Genomic DNA, 16,161 nt, shown 5'->3' with positions numbered 1-16,161 from the left:
TGATTTGAGTCTGGAAGCTGAGGATGATTTGAGTCTGAAAGCAATGTTGCTTTCATAAAGTACCCTTATGGGTATTAATCCTTGATAGAGAATTCTGGCATATTGGTGATACCTAGAATAACCAATATCTAAAACTCCAAATCTGACCTATGGCTTTAATCAATGATATTAAAAAAGTGTGCGATCGCCTTGCTCCTCTGGGGTGGCGTGATTTATTACTCGCCCATGGATTAGATATTACTGCAACAGACTTAAAGCAAGAATTAACTAAGAATCTTCCCAACATTAACCGCCGATTGCCAGGGTTTGAAGACTTTGCAGCGGAAGGACTGCGCGGTATTGTAGCAGGTGATCCGGCTCGTAGCCTGCTCTTTCATGCGCTAGTCTCGCCTAATGTGATTCAAGGCGTTAACGGAACTCGCTTGAACACGTTTCCAACTTTAGCAGAACAAGAAATTATTGAAAATTATGTTTATGGCGTTCAACCTCCCTCTTTAGGAGATTTAAAGGTACGCGCCCAACAAGCCCCATTAGCGATCGTTGTTTTTGCCTGCGAATACCGCCCTGCCGCAGAAACCGTGCATCGTAGACACGCAGATCTCTGTTTCTCCCGTGCGGGTGTGGCGCGCGTAGGAACGGCTGAGCCCCTGTACGATAGCCAAAGTCGCGGATTTATTCCGACTCGTGAGGCTAGGGGTGAACTCAATGCCTTTCATGTTTTACCTGCCCGCTATGCCGCTTATATTGCTATTCAACAACAGGGCGATCGCGATCGATTTGGTCCGATGCGGTTTCAACCAGCAGACAGCAGTCAACGATTCTGGGTACCGCTTCACAAACTGTTTAATGGCACAGAATGCATCCGTGATCTTAACCTTCAGATCACGCTCAAAAGCAAGCATGTGAATCAAAAATTTAGACGAATTCATCTCACCTTGCCGAACAGTGGGTGGAATGAGCCTGATATCAGTAATTCACCCTTTATATTCAGTGATGGAATAGCAGAGTTTTCTACAAATCCTGACTTCGGCACAGGGCTACTCATGCCCGTAGTTCATGAAAAAATGGTAGAAGCTGCAACCTATCAAGGCAAACCGCTAACGTTTAAGGTGTCCCCTGGGAGTGAAACCTTATCCTCTAGTTTAAATATTCCAGCAGCCAGACAAGGGGCTAGACATGCCCCAGAATATGTCCATGCACGTCATCGAATTTTAGAAGATGGTCGAGAGGAAAATCTCAACGATCGCACTGATGTCGAAGCTGCCGTACAGGCAGGTGGATATGAAGCTCGGCATTATTTAGATTTTACAGGCGACGGTTGGGTTGAAGTCGAGTGTCCCGCATTGGCAGTCGCCATTCCTAGACGTGTTCCAGCTTATTCACTTGTAACAGCACCTGATTTCTTTGGCAATTGTGATCAACGTGAATTGCTAGAGTGGACAGAGCAGTCAGTTCCTACAGCACTTAGAGCAAACCTTTGGCGCATTAAACCTGAAACTTTAGCCGATACACGTATGGCTCCAAATCTGCAATTGCAGGGAGTTGACTTTCGCCCAGAAGATAAAACGGTTTCCACCATTATTTCGCCACTACGCAATCGTTTGGGGCAGCAAATGGCTTTAACAGGAGGAGCAACCCAGCGCCATGCCTATTTACCGGATGCTGCTGCTGGCGTTTTTGCCCCCGGATGGGATATTAGTTTTGACGTTAATGCTCAAAATGTACAGCACTTAGCATCTTATGGACTGGGTAGCCCCTTTCCAGAAGATGCTAAGCTCTGCGCTGCTTTGAGCACGTTTTGGCCTGCCGCAGCGCCCGATGCTGCTCGCACTTTTCAGCCAAATCCAGCTTGGCCCACGGTTAGTCCATTAACCGATGACGAAATTGGACAAACCGGAAATCTGCCCTGGGACGGCATTCCAGGCCCTCGTCGAGTAGTGCGGAATAACAGAGAGGTCGTGGAATACGCCGATTTTGATCATGTCGATTATGTTGAAAGTGCCTTGAAGCAGCAATTCTCGCTTGCCCTGACTCACCAGGTCGATGTGCTGGAGTATGAAAGCCGAGTGCTATCAATGGCACGGGTTTACCAAGCCCTAGCTATTACACCTGACGCTAGAGGGCAGTGGAGTGTCGTGTCATTTCGTCGGATTCGTTCTGATGATCCTGAATTACAGCAGGCGCAAACGGCTACAGGGACACTACTCGAGGGTAAGCTTTATCGATTTGAGATTTACCGACACGGTTCAGGCTCTATCGACCCTACTAATCCCCGTAAACATTTGGTGCCCATTCGAGAATTAGTAACGTTATTTGTCGCTCCTCTGACCATTTTATTGAAGCGAGGAATCGGAGGCTGGCAACGGAGAAATGGATAGAATAATCTTGAAGAAATGAATTAAAATTTTCTATCTAAACTCCAAAATCTAGAATCACTAATGAACAGAGCAGTGAATGCAGAGATGAATTGTGATGTTGTCATAATTGGCAGTGGTCCAGCAGGTGCTGCCGCCGCGATCGCTGCCGCTCAGTTAGGATTAGAGGTGATTTTGCTGGAAGCACAAGCGTTTCCGCGATCGCGACCGGGTGAGACGCTTCATCCTGGTGTTGAGCCGCTGCTCCAGCAGATGGGTGTGCTCAATGCCGTTTTATCAGCTGGTTTTCTACGCCATACTGGAAATTGGGTGCAGTGGGAAGGCGATCGCCAGTTTGCAGCATTTGGTGCAGATGAATCTGGAGCATGGCAAGGCTTCCAAGCAGTGAGAGCCGACCTTGATGCCCTGTTGCTGGCACAAGCTCAGACACTAGGCGTGACAGTGCTTCATCCGTGTCGGGCTTTGGGCTTGCTCAGCAATGACAAGGGTAGAGTTGTGGGAGTAAACACTACGCAGGGCAAATTGCGATCGGCTGCGGTCGTAGATGCGGCAGGCGGAAACCATTGGGGGGCTCGGCAGATGGGGTTAAGCATTCAACATTATGCACCGCATCTCACTGCTTACTATGGGTATGTCACCGGAGATTGTTCAGTCCGAGATGGAGCGCCTGCGATCGCTGCTGATGAACAAGGATGGACTTGGACGGCTAAAGTTCGTCATCAGCTTTATCAGTGGACAAGATTGTCGTTTGTCGAGCCACCACCACGCCATTGGTTACCACCAGAGTTTACCGGACTTACTGTTTATCAACCCATGCGAGGAGCCGATGTCACTTGGCGAAAAGTTTCACAACCCGCAGGAGAAGGCTATTTTCTAGTAGGAGATGCAGCAACAGTGCTGGATCCAACCTCTTCCCATGGCGTGCTGCGGGCGCTCATGTCTGGCAGAATGGCAGGCAATTTAATTGCTCAGTGTTTAAAGAACAAGTGCCCTGAACAACAGGCAATTCAACACTACTGTGAATGGATTAATCAATGGTTTCAACATGATGTAGATAAACTTAGGCAACTCTATAGAATGCTGCCCAACTCACCCGAATGGCTAGAGCGCTATTCACATCCATCTGTGCAAATAGGTCAGGCGATCGCTCGTCCGGTTTAGTCTAAACTCGATTCCTTCAAAGCGCCAACGCTATTTCCTGCAACCCCAAAATTTCTCGTTGTACATACTGCTTAAAGCTCTCAATATTGGTAAAGAACCGATACCCTGCCTGATTCGCAAGATTCTCTAGCTCAGGCTTTTCGTCAAGTAGTAGGGCGACAGGTTGACTGTAGCCTTCCTGAATTCCATTCGACCAGGCAAGGTCAAGGACTGCGATCGCTTTTCCTGTTTCCAAATTAGCCAGTTCAAAAGCTAATTCACCTGCGGGAAGTCCTTGATTGATCACCCAGGCGTTGCATTCCTGAAGGGCTTGATCTTCAAATTCGCTGGCAATGTTGCTGGGGATAGGGATGACTTTGCGGTTCAGGACAGAGGGAATGGCAGCAGATTCAGGGACAGTGCCGGAGTAGAGACTATCAAGAAAAGTGTTGGCAGCTTGGGCGAGGAGTTCGCGGCGGGCGGTAAGGAAATCAGGATAGTTTTCGTATTTCCAGAGTTCGGGATTCATGGGAATCCAGTGAGAGGCGATCGTACCAGGATGTTTGTTTTCGTAGTGAGCAAAGTAGTTACAGGGATCGGTATTGGAAACGTTTAGATTAGTGCTTTTAGTCAGGAAGGTAAAGTTAGCGATCGCGTTCACTTCTGCTTTATCGTAGCCGTGAGCGTAGAGTTTCGACTTGGGAAAAATATGGTGAACCTCCAGGCTGCTAAGGTTGCCGAACAGATGTTTAGAAAGTTGAATATTATCTTCCCAATCACACGCACCGTAGACGCGAGTGAGCATATAGAGCATGGGGTAAAAGCGACTGCCAATTCCCCAGTTATTAAAATCATCGGGCTGGATTCGTAGATCCCCTCGGTTTTGGCGGAGGAGAGCAATGAGTTTTTCAAGGCTACCGTCAGAGGAACTGAGGACGGCTAGATCCTGCTTGAGAACCGACTCGGTGGATCCGGCATAGCGTCCCCAGAGAAAGACATGGATAAACCAGTAGAGGAGTTGATCGCGTTCTTTGTGACTTGGAAAGTGTCCGCCGTTTTGGTCGAGATAGCGTGCCATGAGGGGGAAAGCATAGTGACTTCCTAAAACGCGATCGTGGTCAAGTCCGAGGCGAGAAGAAATGAGATTTAGCAAGGTATCGATAGATTTTTCAGCTTCGTGTACTCCTTTTTGAAAGCGATCGATTTTGACATCTTTGAAGGCAGAGAAGAGAGCTTCATTCGTGATAATGGCATTGATGCAGCGTAAAAACAGTTCCATGCGAAAGTTAAAGCCAGCTTTTTCCCATTTGGTTAGACGAGCCTTAAGTTGATTGCGGGCTTCTGTCCATTCAGCGCAAATTTTGGCGAGGGCGAGGTCACCTTTAGAGAGTTTGGTGCCGCCGCTGTTGACTTTGTTGAAAATATCGACCACGACATCAACGGTTTTGTTAGCTCCTGTGACTTCTTCAATGTGGAGGTTAATGTCTTTGATGCCAACGACTGTATTCAAACGTTCGAGATAGAGGCTGGCTTTGGATTGGTATTCAGGATCGGTAAAGAAGGGCTGCATGAATCCACCAATACCTTGCTGCATTAGAGCAGTGACGTTAATCCAGAGAGGGTTGCCCTGCATTTTTAGGGGGGCATAGAACTCGAAGGTTTCTTCCTCAAGATTGAAGTAAACTCCAGTAAAAGCTTGGGCGTTACCGTCGAAAAACTTAGGAGCGTGACCGCGAATTATGCCGTAGAGGGAAGTGATGCGCTGTTGTCCATCGAGAAGAAGTTTAATAACTCCCGCTGCAAGTTGTCCAGAGCCACGAGCGTGGTCGGCAGCTTGATCGGTTTGGGTAACCCAGACGAGGAGACTACCGATAGGGTGACGACGGTAGAGGGAGTCCATGAAATTTCGCACTTGGTCGCGGTTCCAAACATAGCCGCGTTGGAATTCAGGAAGGGCGATGCTGCCCATGTCAATTTGATCAAGAATTGTGCTGATGTTCATGGAATAGGTTCCTGTGCTCCTGGTCACCCAAAGTATGAAGTGACGAGTTAATTATGGCAATAGTTTACCCATCTAGTTCAACAAAGCTGGCAAGCTAATTTAATGGTGTTGATAATTACTTACAGCTAGTTAAAAGCAGGGTGAGCCTTTATACAAAATACAAGGAACCCTTTATTTCTTATAAAAGGTAGATTTACAGAGTTCGTATAAAATTAACTTAGGATTGCCATATTAATTCTCAATAAATTGAAGAAATTGCACCTTGGGGTCAGGAAGATTTTGATAGGCTGCTGCCGTTACTTCAATCTGGCGGATCTGCCCTAGTGCTCTACCACAGGGCATTCCATATTTTGCCAATACCCGATCGCTGGCAATGTTCAAAGCAGTCCGCGATCGCATTACAAAATCTTCTAAGTTGTACTCGCTGTTAGGCGTAAAATAGTCTTTGACAATAAGCGAGGGCGAATAGCAGGTTTCTGGCTGACCGTCGGGCCATTTAATTTGAAAGTGAATTTCGGGCATGGCGTTGATTAGATTTGTGAGAGGTTACTAAAGATGAATATCACAATAAAATTTTAGATGCATTTGGGCAGCCGTGAGCCAAGTGTAATGGGACAAAACAGACTGACTTTGTTGAATTAGAGATTGTGCAATAGTGGGTTGAACGACATCTAGCATAGCTTGAGCGATCGCTTCTGTCGCATTGGGATCGACCAAAAGTGCCTGTGCGTTGGTAAGAAACTCGGTAAACGGCGGAATGTTGGACGTGACAACAGGCAGGTGAGTGGCGATCGCTTCCAGTACCACCATTCCCCAGCCTTCTTTAACTGAAGGGAAAATGAACGCATCGGCACAGCGATACAAAGCAGGTAGCTCGGCATCAGAAATAGTGCCCGGTAGAACCAGAGCTTTTTCAGGCATCCCTGTTTGCTGAACTGTATTAAAAAACTGTTCTCGATAGGAAGAATAATCAAAAAAAGTATCGCCGCCTGCAATGATGAGTTGAGCATCAGGATGGATTTTTAGAACCTGAGAGAACGCCGTTAATAAAGTGATGGAGTTTTTGCGGGGTTCAATGCCTCCTACCGTCAGGTAGATGGGGCTGCCACTGAGTTGAAACCGTTGCTGAAGCTGAGATTCTAACCCGTTAGTCAATGGAGAAAATCTGACGGTATCTACGCCATTAATAACGCGCTTGGCATGAACTTGATACTGCTGCCAAACCTGTTCTTGCCAGTATTGACTGACGCAAAGGCACAAGTCAGGTAAACGAATTGAGCGATCCTGACATTGCTGAAGATAGGGATGATTGTAATTATCAATATGGTGAATCGTGCGGATGAAGTGAGGAATAGGATGACGCATTTTCTGGGGAGAGTCACGCAGAATGGCTAATGCATTTGCACTAATACAGTCTTGGGCATGATAGCAGTCGTAGGCTTCATTACATTGCTCAAAATAATCAACAAATTCTTGTACTCGTTGTTTTACAAGTGCTTCAACATCTAGCGCAGCAGGCTGGGAGGGAATGAAGCGAGTTTCACAGATTACAGGACGACAAAAGCTTTCGCCTTTAGACAACGCAAAAATACAGACTGTATGACCTAGAGACTGAAGCGCTTCAGCGAGATAGAGAGTTTGCATGACGCTACCCCTAGGCTTGGTAGCATAAGTTAATAGTGCAATTCGTAGGGACGATTGGGTCATCATTTTGGGAATGGCTTTTGGTTGCCAAAACCTGTCAGAGGATGTTGCTGTAAATCCCAGAATACTTCTGTTTGGGAAAGACTTTCTAACAGAAGTTTAGGTTCTGATTGAATGGTACCGATCGCCTCACAAACCAAGTTGCGTTGATGAAAGTGAGATTGAACGATCGAAAAATGATTAGGGCGAACACTCAGTAAAAAACCATAGCTAGGAAACCGAGTTAACCAATCTTCTAACGACAATGTGGACGGTGAAGGAATGCGATCGAGATTAAGGACAGCACCACAGTTTGACGTTTCTAAAAGCATTAGCAGCGTTCCTAAAATACCGCCCATGCTAATGTCTTTACCTGCATTGCATAGTCCCACCTCAGCTAACATTGGCAAGAGTTCTAGATCACCGCGAAGACGAGCAGGCTCAGTTTCTAGGGTTGCATTCCAAAAGGGATAGCGCGGATGGGCTTGACCCCGAAAATCAGTTGCAATCAGTAGTGAATCGCCAGGTTGAGCATTGAAGCTAGTAATGAGAGCTTTAGCACGTCCCAGGATGGCAACCGAAAGAGCATTATAAGGACTATGGCAATTCGTATGCCCTCCTACAATGGGGACGCTATAGGTTCTAGCGGCTGCCAACATCCCTTGCCAGATGGGTTGAGTTGCTGCCGGCGACTGGCTCCAGAGCGTATCGACGAGGGCGATCGGGCGACCACCCATTGCGTAAATGTCGCTGATATTGACCATGACAGCGCACCACCCTGCGAACCAAGGTTCAGTTTCGACTAAGCTTGGCAGCAGTCCTTCAGAGGCTAGCAACAAATAGCCATTACCGTCAGGAATAGCAGCACAATCATCGCCAATAGCAATGGTTGGGTTGGATGCAGCCAGGGACAGTTCAGGCTGAAGATGAGCAGAGGCTGTTTGAATATCTTGCTTGTAACCAATGCCTAAAGCTTTCCGAAGCTGAGTGGTAATCGTTAGCAAGTTCACGTTAAGAGGCTTCTATAAGAGAGGGATGCCGAAGGGAAGGTTGTACATTTGGGAACTGTAAGAGGGGTCGATCGCTGGAGCCAGGGGGATAAAAGCTAAGATCTGCTTCCATCAAAGCATGATTTAATCCACACAAATGCAATTCTTCGAGAGATGTCCAATGCAATCGCTGAAAAAATCGCACGTTTTGAGACTGGACGGTTGCTAAAAAGCGATCGCACCCCCACCCGTGGGCTGTTGTTACCGCTTGATGAATTAATCCTTTACCTACTTTGCCAGCACGACGATGATCGACGTGAACGCCCAGTCGCCCGCCGTACCAAATTCTGTGCTGAAGTTCGTAAATGCGAACAACCCCTACAACTTGAGCCTGCAACTTTGCAACAATAGGATAGGCGATCGCATCGCGATCATCGACTTCATTGGCAATTGAATTACTTGTAGAATCACCTGAAAATAAACCTTGTTCTTCCACAAAAATTTGATGACGTAAAGCAAAATAAGCTTGAACATCAGTTGGAGTCGTTGCTAAGTTAAAACTGTAGCTTTGCATATTTTTTCTCACAGCCTCACTCAAAGGTCGAGAGTGCAGAACAAGCACCACACTTTGCACAACCCGCACTCATATCTTTGGAAGACATTCCTGCTTGCTTCAAAAGCTTGCCAACCTGTTGATAGAGGGTGACCATCCATTCACTATTGGGGGCAGGATGTTGCGATAGGGGAGTGCCCGTGATTGGCACAAATGGCACAATAAATGGATAAACCCCAATTTGAATCAATCGTTCACTCATTTCGACCAGAGCAGCCTGACGATCGCCTAGACCAGCCAGCAGGTAAGTGCTGACCTGTCCTCGCCCAAACACCTTAACGGCTGCCTCAAATGCTTCTAAGTAGTATGCGATCGGCACAGTCGCTTTTCCAGGCATGATTCGTTCTCTAACTTCTGGCTCCACTGCCTCTAGATGCATTCCCAAACTTTCTATTCCAGCGTTCTTCATCCGTTCAAACCAAGTAAACTGGTCAGGAGGCTCGCACTGCGCCTGAATGGGTAAATTAACCTGTGCCTTAACTGCTGCGGCACATTCAGTTAAGTATGCCGCACCACGATCGCTAACGTTGGGCGTACCTGTAGTCATTACAAGGTGTTTGACACTATCTAGCCGAACAGCAGCAACAGCAACCTCTGCCACCTGGTTGGGAGTTTTGCGGGCAATGGTGCGATCGCTTGCCAAAGATTGACCGATAGCGCAGAACTGACAAGATGTTGTAGTGTCACTATAGCGGATGCAGGTTTGCAAAACAGTAGTCGCCAAAACGTCTTGGCTATGAAGGAGGGCAATCTTCCAGTAAGGGATGCCATCCACAGTATTGAGGCTATAGAACTTTGGTGGATGGGGAAAATGAATAGGTGCAAGGGGTTCTTCTTCATACTTCAGCAGTGCCTCCCCCGTTGGCAGAATTTCGGCAGTGTAAGGAGACTGTGCCGCAGTGTCGGTGAAAATCGGCACCATGATCGTTGTGCCATCAATCGTAACTGCCTTATGATCTGAAGGCCCTGCGCCACCTTTACGTCCGGCTGCACCAACCTCTTTTTCAAGTAGCTTTAACCCCTGAGATTGCAGTTCAGTAATAAGCTGTTGTTTGTTCATAGCTTCTTTCATAAAGTAAGAGGCGAAGCATGACTATCATCGTTCGCATTTGCATTAGAGTCAGAATTCTCTAATGGATTTTCTGGTGCTTCATCTCGACGCATAACTAGCCCAGGCGCGTTATTCAACGTCAGATGTAAAAGATCTGGACGAGCATAGTGCCCTACAGAGTCCATCATGCGCTTCCTTTTAGTGATCAGAGAGAAATCTAGATCCGCGATCGCCATTCCTTCCCCTTCGGTAATAGGCTCACAAAGCAGCGTTCCTTCTGGGCTAATAATGACGGTATAGCATCCGCCCTTCAACGCTTTCTGAAGCTTATCATCGGGCGTAATTTGCTGTACCTGTTCTGGTGAAAGCCAACCTGTAGAATTAATTACAAAACATCCTGATTCCAGCGCGTGATGACGAACCGTCACCTCAATTTGCTCTGTAAAAATCTCTCCTACGAGCGAACCTGGAAACTGAGCGCAGTGGATTTGCTCATGCTGAGCCATGAGCGCATACCGGGCTAATGGATTGTAATGCTCCCAACAGGCAAGTGCGCCAACTTTGCCCACAGCGGTATCCAGCGCTTTCAGCCCTGCTCCATCTCCTTGCCCCCAGACCATACGCTCATGATAAGTCGGTGTAATTTTGCGCCGTTTCAGTAATAATTCACCATCGGCATCGAAGATAATCTGAGTATTGTAGAGCGAGCCATGATCTCGTTCATTAACACCCAAAACCACTACCATATTGTGTGCCTGAGCGGCACGACTAATGGCATTGGTGACAACTCCAGGAACCGTCACGGCTTCTTCGTAAAGACGCATATGCTCTTTGCCCATCAGAACGGGCGGTTGCACGAAGGAGAAATAGGGATAGTAAGGGATGAAAGTTTCTGGGAAAACAATAATCTGCACCCCTTGTTCAGCGGCTTTGGCGATCGCCTGTAATACTTTCTCCGTAGTGCCTTCGCGGCTAAACAGTACAGGACTGAGCTGCACTGCGGCGGCTCTAACTTTGGCGATATCGCCCATGAGTCACCTCTTCAATGTATGTACCTTGATGTATGTACCTTGATATCAGGACGCTGCTATCAAAGAATCTAAGGATTGTGGGTTGAATTAAGTAAATTTAGTCGCCTTAGCCAGATGGTCAGTGTCAGGCAAGAAGCCTGACCTACAGATACAGAATTAGAAGTCCTTGAACTCCTGTTCTTAAAGAGTCCAGGTATCTAGAATGAAAGCGCCATCTTTACGATGCATCAGCACCAAATCCAATACATCTAAGGGACTGATGGGGCGAATACCAGGAAGCAAAGAAGGTTCACCATGTCCATATAAAGCTTGCAACGCAAATCGACAAGCGTAAACTTTACCGCCTTCTGAAATGAACTTAGTAATTTGGTTTGCAAAGTTTTGATGACCTGGAAATGCTTCATCTCCTAACTTAGGAAAACCACGCTGAACGCCCAATGTTACGCCAGGCCCGTAAAGCAACATAGAGGTTTCAAAGCCTTTACGGAGTAAGCGCAAGGATTGCAACATATTGACTAAACCAATCGAGCCTTCAAAAGCAACAGTATGAAATGTAACAAGGGCTTTTTCTCCAGGTTCTGCTTTAACATCAGGGAAAACTTTTTCTTCGTAGTCTACAAAAAAGTCACCTGTTTGATGAGCAGGAGTTGTAACTTCTGGCATGATTTTTTCCTCTGATATTTCTGATATTGCTGTTAAACAATTATAAGTTGTGCTGTCACGTTAAGGGGGGCTAGAGGTAGAAAGTGTATATTTGATTACGAAAGCTGCAAGTCTAGCTATAAGGTCAGGCTTGGCGCTTATGACTTTCAAAAGAGGATAAAGTTGGGCAAAGCACCTATCTAAATCGACAGGCTTAAATAGACAGATCTGTTGTGACCAAACCTGTATTTAATAACCAAGGACAAATTTCCTCAACCGTGGGTGAATAAAGTGCAAACGCTGAAGTTCGCAGACTTGACCAAATTTCCTCGGCTAAATAGTTCGCGTCGCGGGCAATGCCTGAAAACCTGGCTGAGCCCCAAGTGTAGAGCCAAGGCAACCCGAGAAAATATAATCCTTTTATGCCTGTTACGCCCCGCTCATGCCCTGGATAGCCTTTACCATCAAACACTGGGACTTCAACCCAGCTAAAGTCAGATTGGAACCCAGTACTCCAAATGACGGTACTAATAGACTGATAATCTAGAGGCTGTGATGTCTGGGGGGGTTGCCAAACGGGTTGATAAGCTGGCTCTGTCGGCGCTTGAATTTGGTTCCTTTCAATGAATCCATCCACAGTTTTTTTTATGCCTTCTGAAACAGCGTCAGCATAATCTAAATTTTGCTTGAGGTCGTCCCAGAACTCTAGCTTGCCGCCCTGAATATCTTTCAGCCTACCGTGTAGCTGCATTCCCTCTAGGGCAAACTTTCGCAAGTCGATTTCGCGTCCGCCGTCCCGTCCGGTCACATAATGGTTAGCGTTTGTTCTAACCTTTTCTTTTTGGGGATGCTCACTGATGGGCAGATCGTAGTATCGCATTTGATCGAGCCATTCAACCACATCCTTACCTCGGTAGACACGGGGCGATCGCGGGGCACCCCCCACGCACAAATGCACCTGCCTGCCTGCCAGGTGTAAGTCCTCGGCGATTTGGCAACCCGACTGCCCTGTCCCTACGACTAGCACTCTACCAGCAGGTAAAGACTGGGGATTTTTGTAAGCGGAGGAATGGATTTGCAGAATAGATTCAGGCAGGCGATCGGCAACTTTAGGAATTTTGGGTTTGTGATAGCTGCCTGAAGCAATAACGACTTGGTCGGCGGTGTATTCTCCAATTGAGGTAATGAGTCCAAAGCTGGTCTGTTTTTTGCGAACGCTGATCACCTCAACTCCTTCTAGGACAGGCGGATCAAATGATGCAGCATAAGCTTCTATGTATCTCAGAATTTCATCTTTCGGCATAAATCCTTGTGGATCACTGCCTGAATACTCATATCCTGGTAGCTTGCATTGCCAGTTGGGTGTAACCAAACAAAAAGAATCCCAGCGCTTTGTCTGCCACGAGTGAGCAATCTTTTCTTTCTCAAAGACTAGGTGTTCAATACCTCGTTCTTTTAGGCAATAGCTGATTGATAAACCTGCTTGTCCACCGCCAACAACGATGACAGGATAATGTGTTTTCATGAGTCAGAACTCCTGCAACTTTAATAAGCAGAGTAAAAGCTCCATAAGCTTAACTTAGTAGTAGGTGTTACGAAAAACTTAGGTTTAGCGATTGTCATAGGCAGCGTGATACTAACACAAGATTCAAAAATACTTCTTCGATCTTCCTACCAAAACTAATAGGATGTCTGAGAAGTATAGATTGTTTCCGATCCGCCCCCTAAATCCCCCATTCTGGGGGACTTTGAAGGAGCATTGGTTCGGAAGTCCCCCAGAATGGGAGGTTGGGGGGCAAGTGTAAGAATCTTTGATACTTCTCAGACATCCTCTAATAGGTTTTTAAAGCCAGCCATCTTTCATTGCTTGATAAAGTGCCTGGTAACGGGTACGCGCTTTCAATTTAGTCATCGCATTGTTTAAATGGAACTTTACTGTACTCTCGCTGATAACCAGTTGCTGTGCAACATCGCGATCGCGATATCCTTGTCCTAAAAGCTTGAGTATCTCTAGTTCGCGCCCTGATAGTTTAGGTTCAGAGGATATTAGCAAGCCCTGGGGAGAACCCTGGATAACCGCTTCTATTGTTTCGCGTAACTCTGATGCCTGAACAGATAAAGTAACGCAAGCATGAATTCCTTTAGGAATAGTTTGTCCTTCTATCTGTACCCAAATTATCTTCTGATTTGACAAAATTTTAGTAACATCATCAGTTAATATTGGACTCTCCCCGTTCCATGTGCTAGTCACTTGCAGTCCTGCAACATGGGCAAGTTGAATAAAGGTTGTTTGTAAGAGCGGCTGACGACAAGCAATGTATAAAGATGCTCCTACCGGATCATTAGAGTAGGGCAATGTTAGCAAGACCTGGATGTTTTTTTGGTTCAGCCCCATTTGAGTTTGCAAGCTTCCTCCAAAACAAGCGGCTGTTGTTAGCAGATTACTAAAAGCCGTTTGCAACCAGTTAGGGATCTGTGCTTGCGGCAGATTAGGCATAGACACAACAGCAGTTAGGGTAACAATGTCAGGGGCGTAGGTGAGCCGACAATAGTTGCACTCGACTTGGCTTAGTACTTCAGCTAAGCGCAGCAAAATACACTGTAATGAGACGGCTAAAGGCTTTTCTGTTCCTACCAGGGTAAGAGGAGACATGCTTAGCACTTGAGCGAGTTGGTCAGAGAGAGGCAGGCGTTCGGGTGGAGTGGGGATGGTCTTTTGGTCTAGGGTGGCATTGAGAGAAATGGTGACGAGAGTGCAAAGAAAACGCAGAACTTCTAAAAATTCGGGAGTCAGGGGTGAGTAGCTGAAGGTAGCCAATACTCCAATCGCGGCATGCTCGGAGGAGGAGGCGCTGCTAATGCCCAGGGGATAGCCCGCAAACCCTCGAATTTGGTTAGCGATCGCCCATTCTCGATCCTTCACCCAAGTTTCTTCAGACAGATTGTTACTTAGAAATGCAATTCGATTTTTTGCAATTTTTCCAACTTTGAATGCACCCATTGGCACTCTAGCGAACGAGCCATCTATTCGCGTATAGAGTCCTGACGAAGCCACCAATCGTAGTGCAGATTGGTCAGGTTCTACCAACCAAATCCGAGAGAAGGCACAGTCAAACTTTTCAACTAAACCATCTGTGACCTGTTGAGCGATCGCCTCTGGAACTAAGCAGCCTGATATCCTTCCAGCAATATCATTTACCTGCTGGAGATCGAGGAGTAGTCTCGTTGAATCAAGTAGTTCTGAAATTAGCTTTGACAAATGAACATGCAAAGAACTTTATCTTAAATTAGACCTCAAAATATTGACACTTTTTGTATTCCAGATTACCTCTTTCACACAGATCTCTAACAATGGATAGATTTGTATTTAGAAAGAAGCGCATAATATGAAGCGGAATAAATCTGAATAGGGTAATAAGGTATCTCACTTAAATAAATTTAGATTCTGAAAAAGGTTTTTATGCAAGCACAACGTCTTTCTGAAGCTCATGTTAATGAACGCACTTATAGGAAAGCTGCTGTCATTCGTTGCTATGGCAAACCTGATGTTTTTCAGGTTGAAGAAATAGACTTACCGCAGATTAGACCTGACCAGATGTTGGTTAGAGTGCATGCTACCAGCATTAATCCCATTGAGTGGAAAATGCGAAAAGGAATGCTGAAACTCTTGACAGGCAATAAGTTCCCGATGGTTTTAGGATTTGATTTATCAGGCGAGGTTGTTGAAGTCGGCAGTCAAGTCACAAAATTTAAGCCAGGGGATCTAGTCTATGCTTGCCTAGATCAGGCTAAGGGTGGAGCATACGCTGAGTACGTAGCAGTCTCCGAAAAGGTAGTTGCTCTTAAACCTACCAATCTCACCCACGAACAAGCTGCTGCGGTGCCTTTAGCGGCTATGACTGCTTTACAGGGAATACGGGATCAAGGTCAATTTAAAGTAGGACAACGTGTGTTGATCAATGGCGCATCTGGAGGAGTAGGAGTCTTTGCTATTCAAGTTGCAAAGGTTTTGGGCGCAGGAGAAGTTGTAGGAGTTTGCAGCAGTGCAAACTTAGAGCGGGTAATGAGCTTAGGAGCCGATCGAGTTATCGATTATGCTCAGCAGGACTTCACTCAACAACAGTTTACGCCTGAGCAAGATAAGTATGATCTAGTGTTTGATGTGGTGGGCAACCGTTCTTTGTCAGACTGTCAATCCGTTCTACAACCTTGGGGTCGGTACGTTACAACTCAGCCTTATCCAAACAATTATTTTCAGAGTTTTCTCACCTCTTTGTTACCCGGACAAAGGTACAAAGTTATTTTGCTCAAAACTAATGGTGTAGACTTAGCCTATCTAACAGAGCAAATTGAGGCAGGCAAGATTCAGTCAGTGATCGATCGCACTTACTCATTATCTCAAATGGCTGAGGCTCATGCATACAGCGAAACCGAACGAGCAGTAGGCAAAATTGTCATTGCGATCGGAGATTAGGTTTTCTACGTTAATAGCACATTCGGAACAACAAGTTTCGGAGACTAAGCTTCTTATGTCAATAGTAAATTGAAAGCTACCCGCTAAGGGTATTACAAAAAGGCGCTGCTGAATTGCGATATGAAAATTGCGATATGAAAATCATGTTCCCCTGCCCTCGC

13 protein-coding genes are annotated in these 16,161 nt (G+C 46.3%); 3 read left to right on the top strand and 10 right to left on the bottom strand.

Going from position 1 to position 16,161, the window contains the following annotated elements; all coding sequences use genetic code 11:
* Window positions 1-149: 149 nt before the first annotated feature.
* Together KME11_11110 and KME11_11105 are read left to right on the top strand one after the other, a co-directional pair.
* Window positions 150-2,378: a hypothetical protein gene (locus KME11_11110; GenBank protein MBW4515764.1), complete on the top strand. Its 2,229-nt coding sequence runs from the start codon at window positions 150-152 to the stop codon at window positions 2,376-2,378.
* 84 nt (window positions 2,379-2,462) lie between these two features.
* Window positions 2,463-3,536: a tryptophan 7-halogenase gene (locus KME11_11105; GenBank protein MBW4515763.1), complete on the top strand. Its 1,074-nt coding sequence runs from the start codon at window positions 2,463-2,465 to the stop codon at window positions 3,534-3,536.
* Between the two features lie 16 nt (window positions 3,537-3,552).
* Here the strand turns inward: KME11_11105 and KME11_11100 are convergent, their stop codons facing one another.
* From KME11_11100 to KME11_11055, 10 genes are all read right to left on the bottom strand, one after another.
* Entirely contained in the window at window positions 3,553-5,517 is a 1,965-nt protein-coding gene (locus KME11_11100) for a DUF262 domain-containing protein (protein MBW4515762.1), read from the bottom strand.
* A gap of 231 nt (window positions 5,518-5,748) precedes the next feature.
* The gene (locus tag KME11_11095) at window positions 5,749-6,039 is read right to left on the bottom strand and encodes an MSMEG_0570 family nitrogen starvation response protein (GenBank protein ID MBW4515761.1); all 291 of its coding nucleotides are present in this window, start codon (window positions 6,037-6,039) and stop codon (window positions 5,749-5,751) included.
* A 27-nt stretch (window positions 6,040-6,066) separates the two neighbouring features.
* Entirely contained in the window at window positions 6,067-7,224 is a 1,158-nt protein-coding gene (locus KME11_11090) for an MSMEG_0565 family glycosyltransferase (GenBank protein MBW4515760.1), read from the bottom strand.
* On the bottom strand, window positions 7,224-8,204 hold the full coding sequence (locus tag KME11_11085) for a sll0787 family AIR synthase-like protein (protein ID MBW4515759.1): 981 nt from the start codon (window positions 8,202-8,204) through the stop codon (window positions 7,224-7,226). The genes KME11_11090 and KME11_11085 overlap by 1 nt, the downstream gene beginning before the upstream one ends.
* 7 nt (window positions 8,205-8,211) lie before the next feature.
* The gene (locus KME11_11080; GenBank protein ID MBW4515758.1) at window positions 8,212-8,763 is read right to left on the bottom strand and encodes a GNAT family N-acetyltransferase; all 552 of its coding nucleotides are present in this window, start codon (window positions 8,761-8,763) and stop codon (window positions 8,212-8,214) included.
* A 16-nt stretch (window positions 8,764-8,779) separates the two neighbouring features.
* On the bottom strand, window positions 8,780-9,862 hold the full coding sequence (locus KME11_11075; GenBank protein MBW4515757.1) for an MSMEG_0568 family radical SAM protein: 1,083 nt from the start codon (window positions 9,860-9,862) through the stop codon (window positions 8,780-8,782).
* Between the two features lie 8 nt (window positions 9,863-9,870).
* The gene (locus tag KME11_11070; GenBank protein MBW4515756.1) at window positions 9,871-10,884 is read right to left on the bottom strand and encodes a Nit6803 family nitriliase; all 1,014 of its coding nucleotides are present in this window, start codon (window positions 10,882-10,884) and stop codon (window positions 9,871-9,873) included.
* Between the two features lie 180 nt (window positions 10,885-11,064).
* Window positions 11,065-11,547, bottom strand: coding sequence for an MSMEG_0572 family nitrogen starvation response protein (locus tag KME11_11065; protein ID MBW4515755.1), 483 nt, complete (start codon window positions 11,545-11,547; stop codon window positions 11,065-11,067).
* Window positions 11,548-11,740: 193 nt separating this feature from the next.
* Entirely contained in the window at window positions 11,741-13,051 is a 1,311-nt protein-coding gene (locus tag KME11_11060; protein ID MBW4515754.1) for an MSMEG_0569 family flavin-dependent oxidoreductase, read from the bottom strand.
* Window positions 13,052-13,369: 318 nt separating this feature from the next.
* On the bottom strand, window positions 13,370-14,773 hold the full coding sequence (locus KME11_11055) for a GAF domain-containing protein (protein MBW4515753.1): 1,404 nt from the start codon (window positions 14,771-14,773) through the stop codon (window positions 13,370-13,372).
* 213 nt (window positions 14,774-14,986) lie between these two features.
* On the opposite strand from KME11_11055, the gene KME11_11050 reads away from it, so the two are divergent.
* Window positions 14,987-16,000 (top strand): NAD(P)-dependent alcohol dehydrogenase, encoded by a 1,014-nt coding sequence (locus KME11_11050; protein MBW4515752.1) that lies wholly within the window; start codon window positions 14,987-14,989, stop codon window positions 15,998-16,000.
* Window positions 16,001-16,161 lie beyond the last annotated feature (161 nt).

The sequence above is a fragment of the Timaviella obliquedivisa GSE-PSE-MK23-08B genome (genome assembly GCA_019358855.1).
Classification (GTDB): domain Bacteria; phylum Cyanobacteriota; class Cyanobacteriia; order Elainellales; family Elainellaceae; genus Timaviella; species Timaviella obliquedivisa.
Note: the sequence above shows the minus strand (reverse complement) of the source record. Positions and strands in the feature narration are given on the sequence as shown.

Excerpts from the sequence above, each read along its gene's own strand:
- KME11_11090 (MBW4515760.1), bottom strand. The coding sequence starts at position 7,224 with ATGACCCAATCGTCCCTACGAATTGCACTATTAACTTATGCTACCAAG.
- KME11_11050 (MBW4515752.1), top strand. The coding sequence starts at position 14,987 with ATGCAAGCACAACGTCTTTCTGAAGCTCATGTTAATGAACGCACTTAT.
- KME11_11070 (MBW4515756.1), bottom strand. The coding sequence starts at position 10,884 with ATGGGCGATATCGCCAAAGTTAGAGCCGCCGCAGTGCAGCTCAGTCCT.
- KME11_11105 (MBW4515763.1), top strand. The coding sequence starts at position 2,463 with ATGAATTGTGATGTTGTCATAATTGGCAGTGGTCCAGCAGGTGCTGCC.
- KME11_11065 (MBW4515755.1), bottom strand. The coding sequence starts at position 11,547 with ATGCCAGAAGTTACAACTCCTGCTCATCAAACAGGTGACTTTTTTGTA.
- KME11_11110 (MBW4515764.1), top strand. The coding sequence starts at position 150 with ATGGCTTTAATCAATGATATTAAAAAAGTGTGCGATCGCCTTGCTCCT.
- KME11_11060 (MBW4515754.1), bottom strand. The coding sequence starts at position 13,051 with ATGAAAACACATTATCCTGTCATCGTTGTTGGCGGTGGACAAGCAGGT.
- KME11_11080 (MBW4515758.1), bottom strand. The coding sequence starts at position 8,763 with ATGCAAAGCTACAGTTTTAACTTAGCAACGACTCCAACTGATGTTCAA.
- KME11_11100 (MBW4515762.1), bottom strand. The coding sequence starts at position 5,517 with ATGAACATCAGCACAATTCTTGATCAAATTGACATGGGCAGCATCGCC.
- KME11_11095 (MBW4515761.1), bottom strand. The coding sequence starts at position 6,039 with ATGCCCGAAATTCACTTTCAAATTAAATGGCCCGACGGTCAGCCAGAA.
- KME11_11075 (MBW4515757.1), bottom strand. The coding sequence starts at position 9,862 with ATGAACAAACAACAGCTTATTACTGAACTGCAATCTCAGGGGTTAAAG.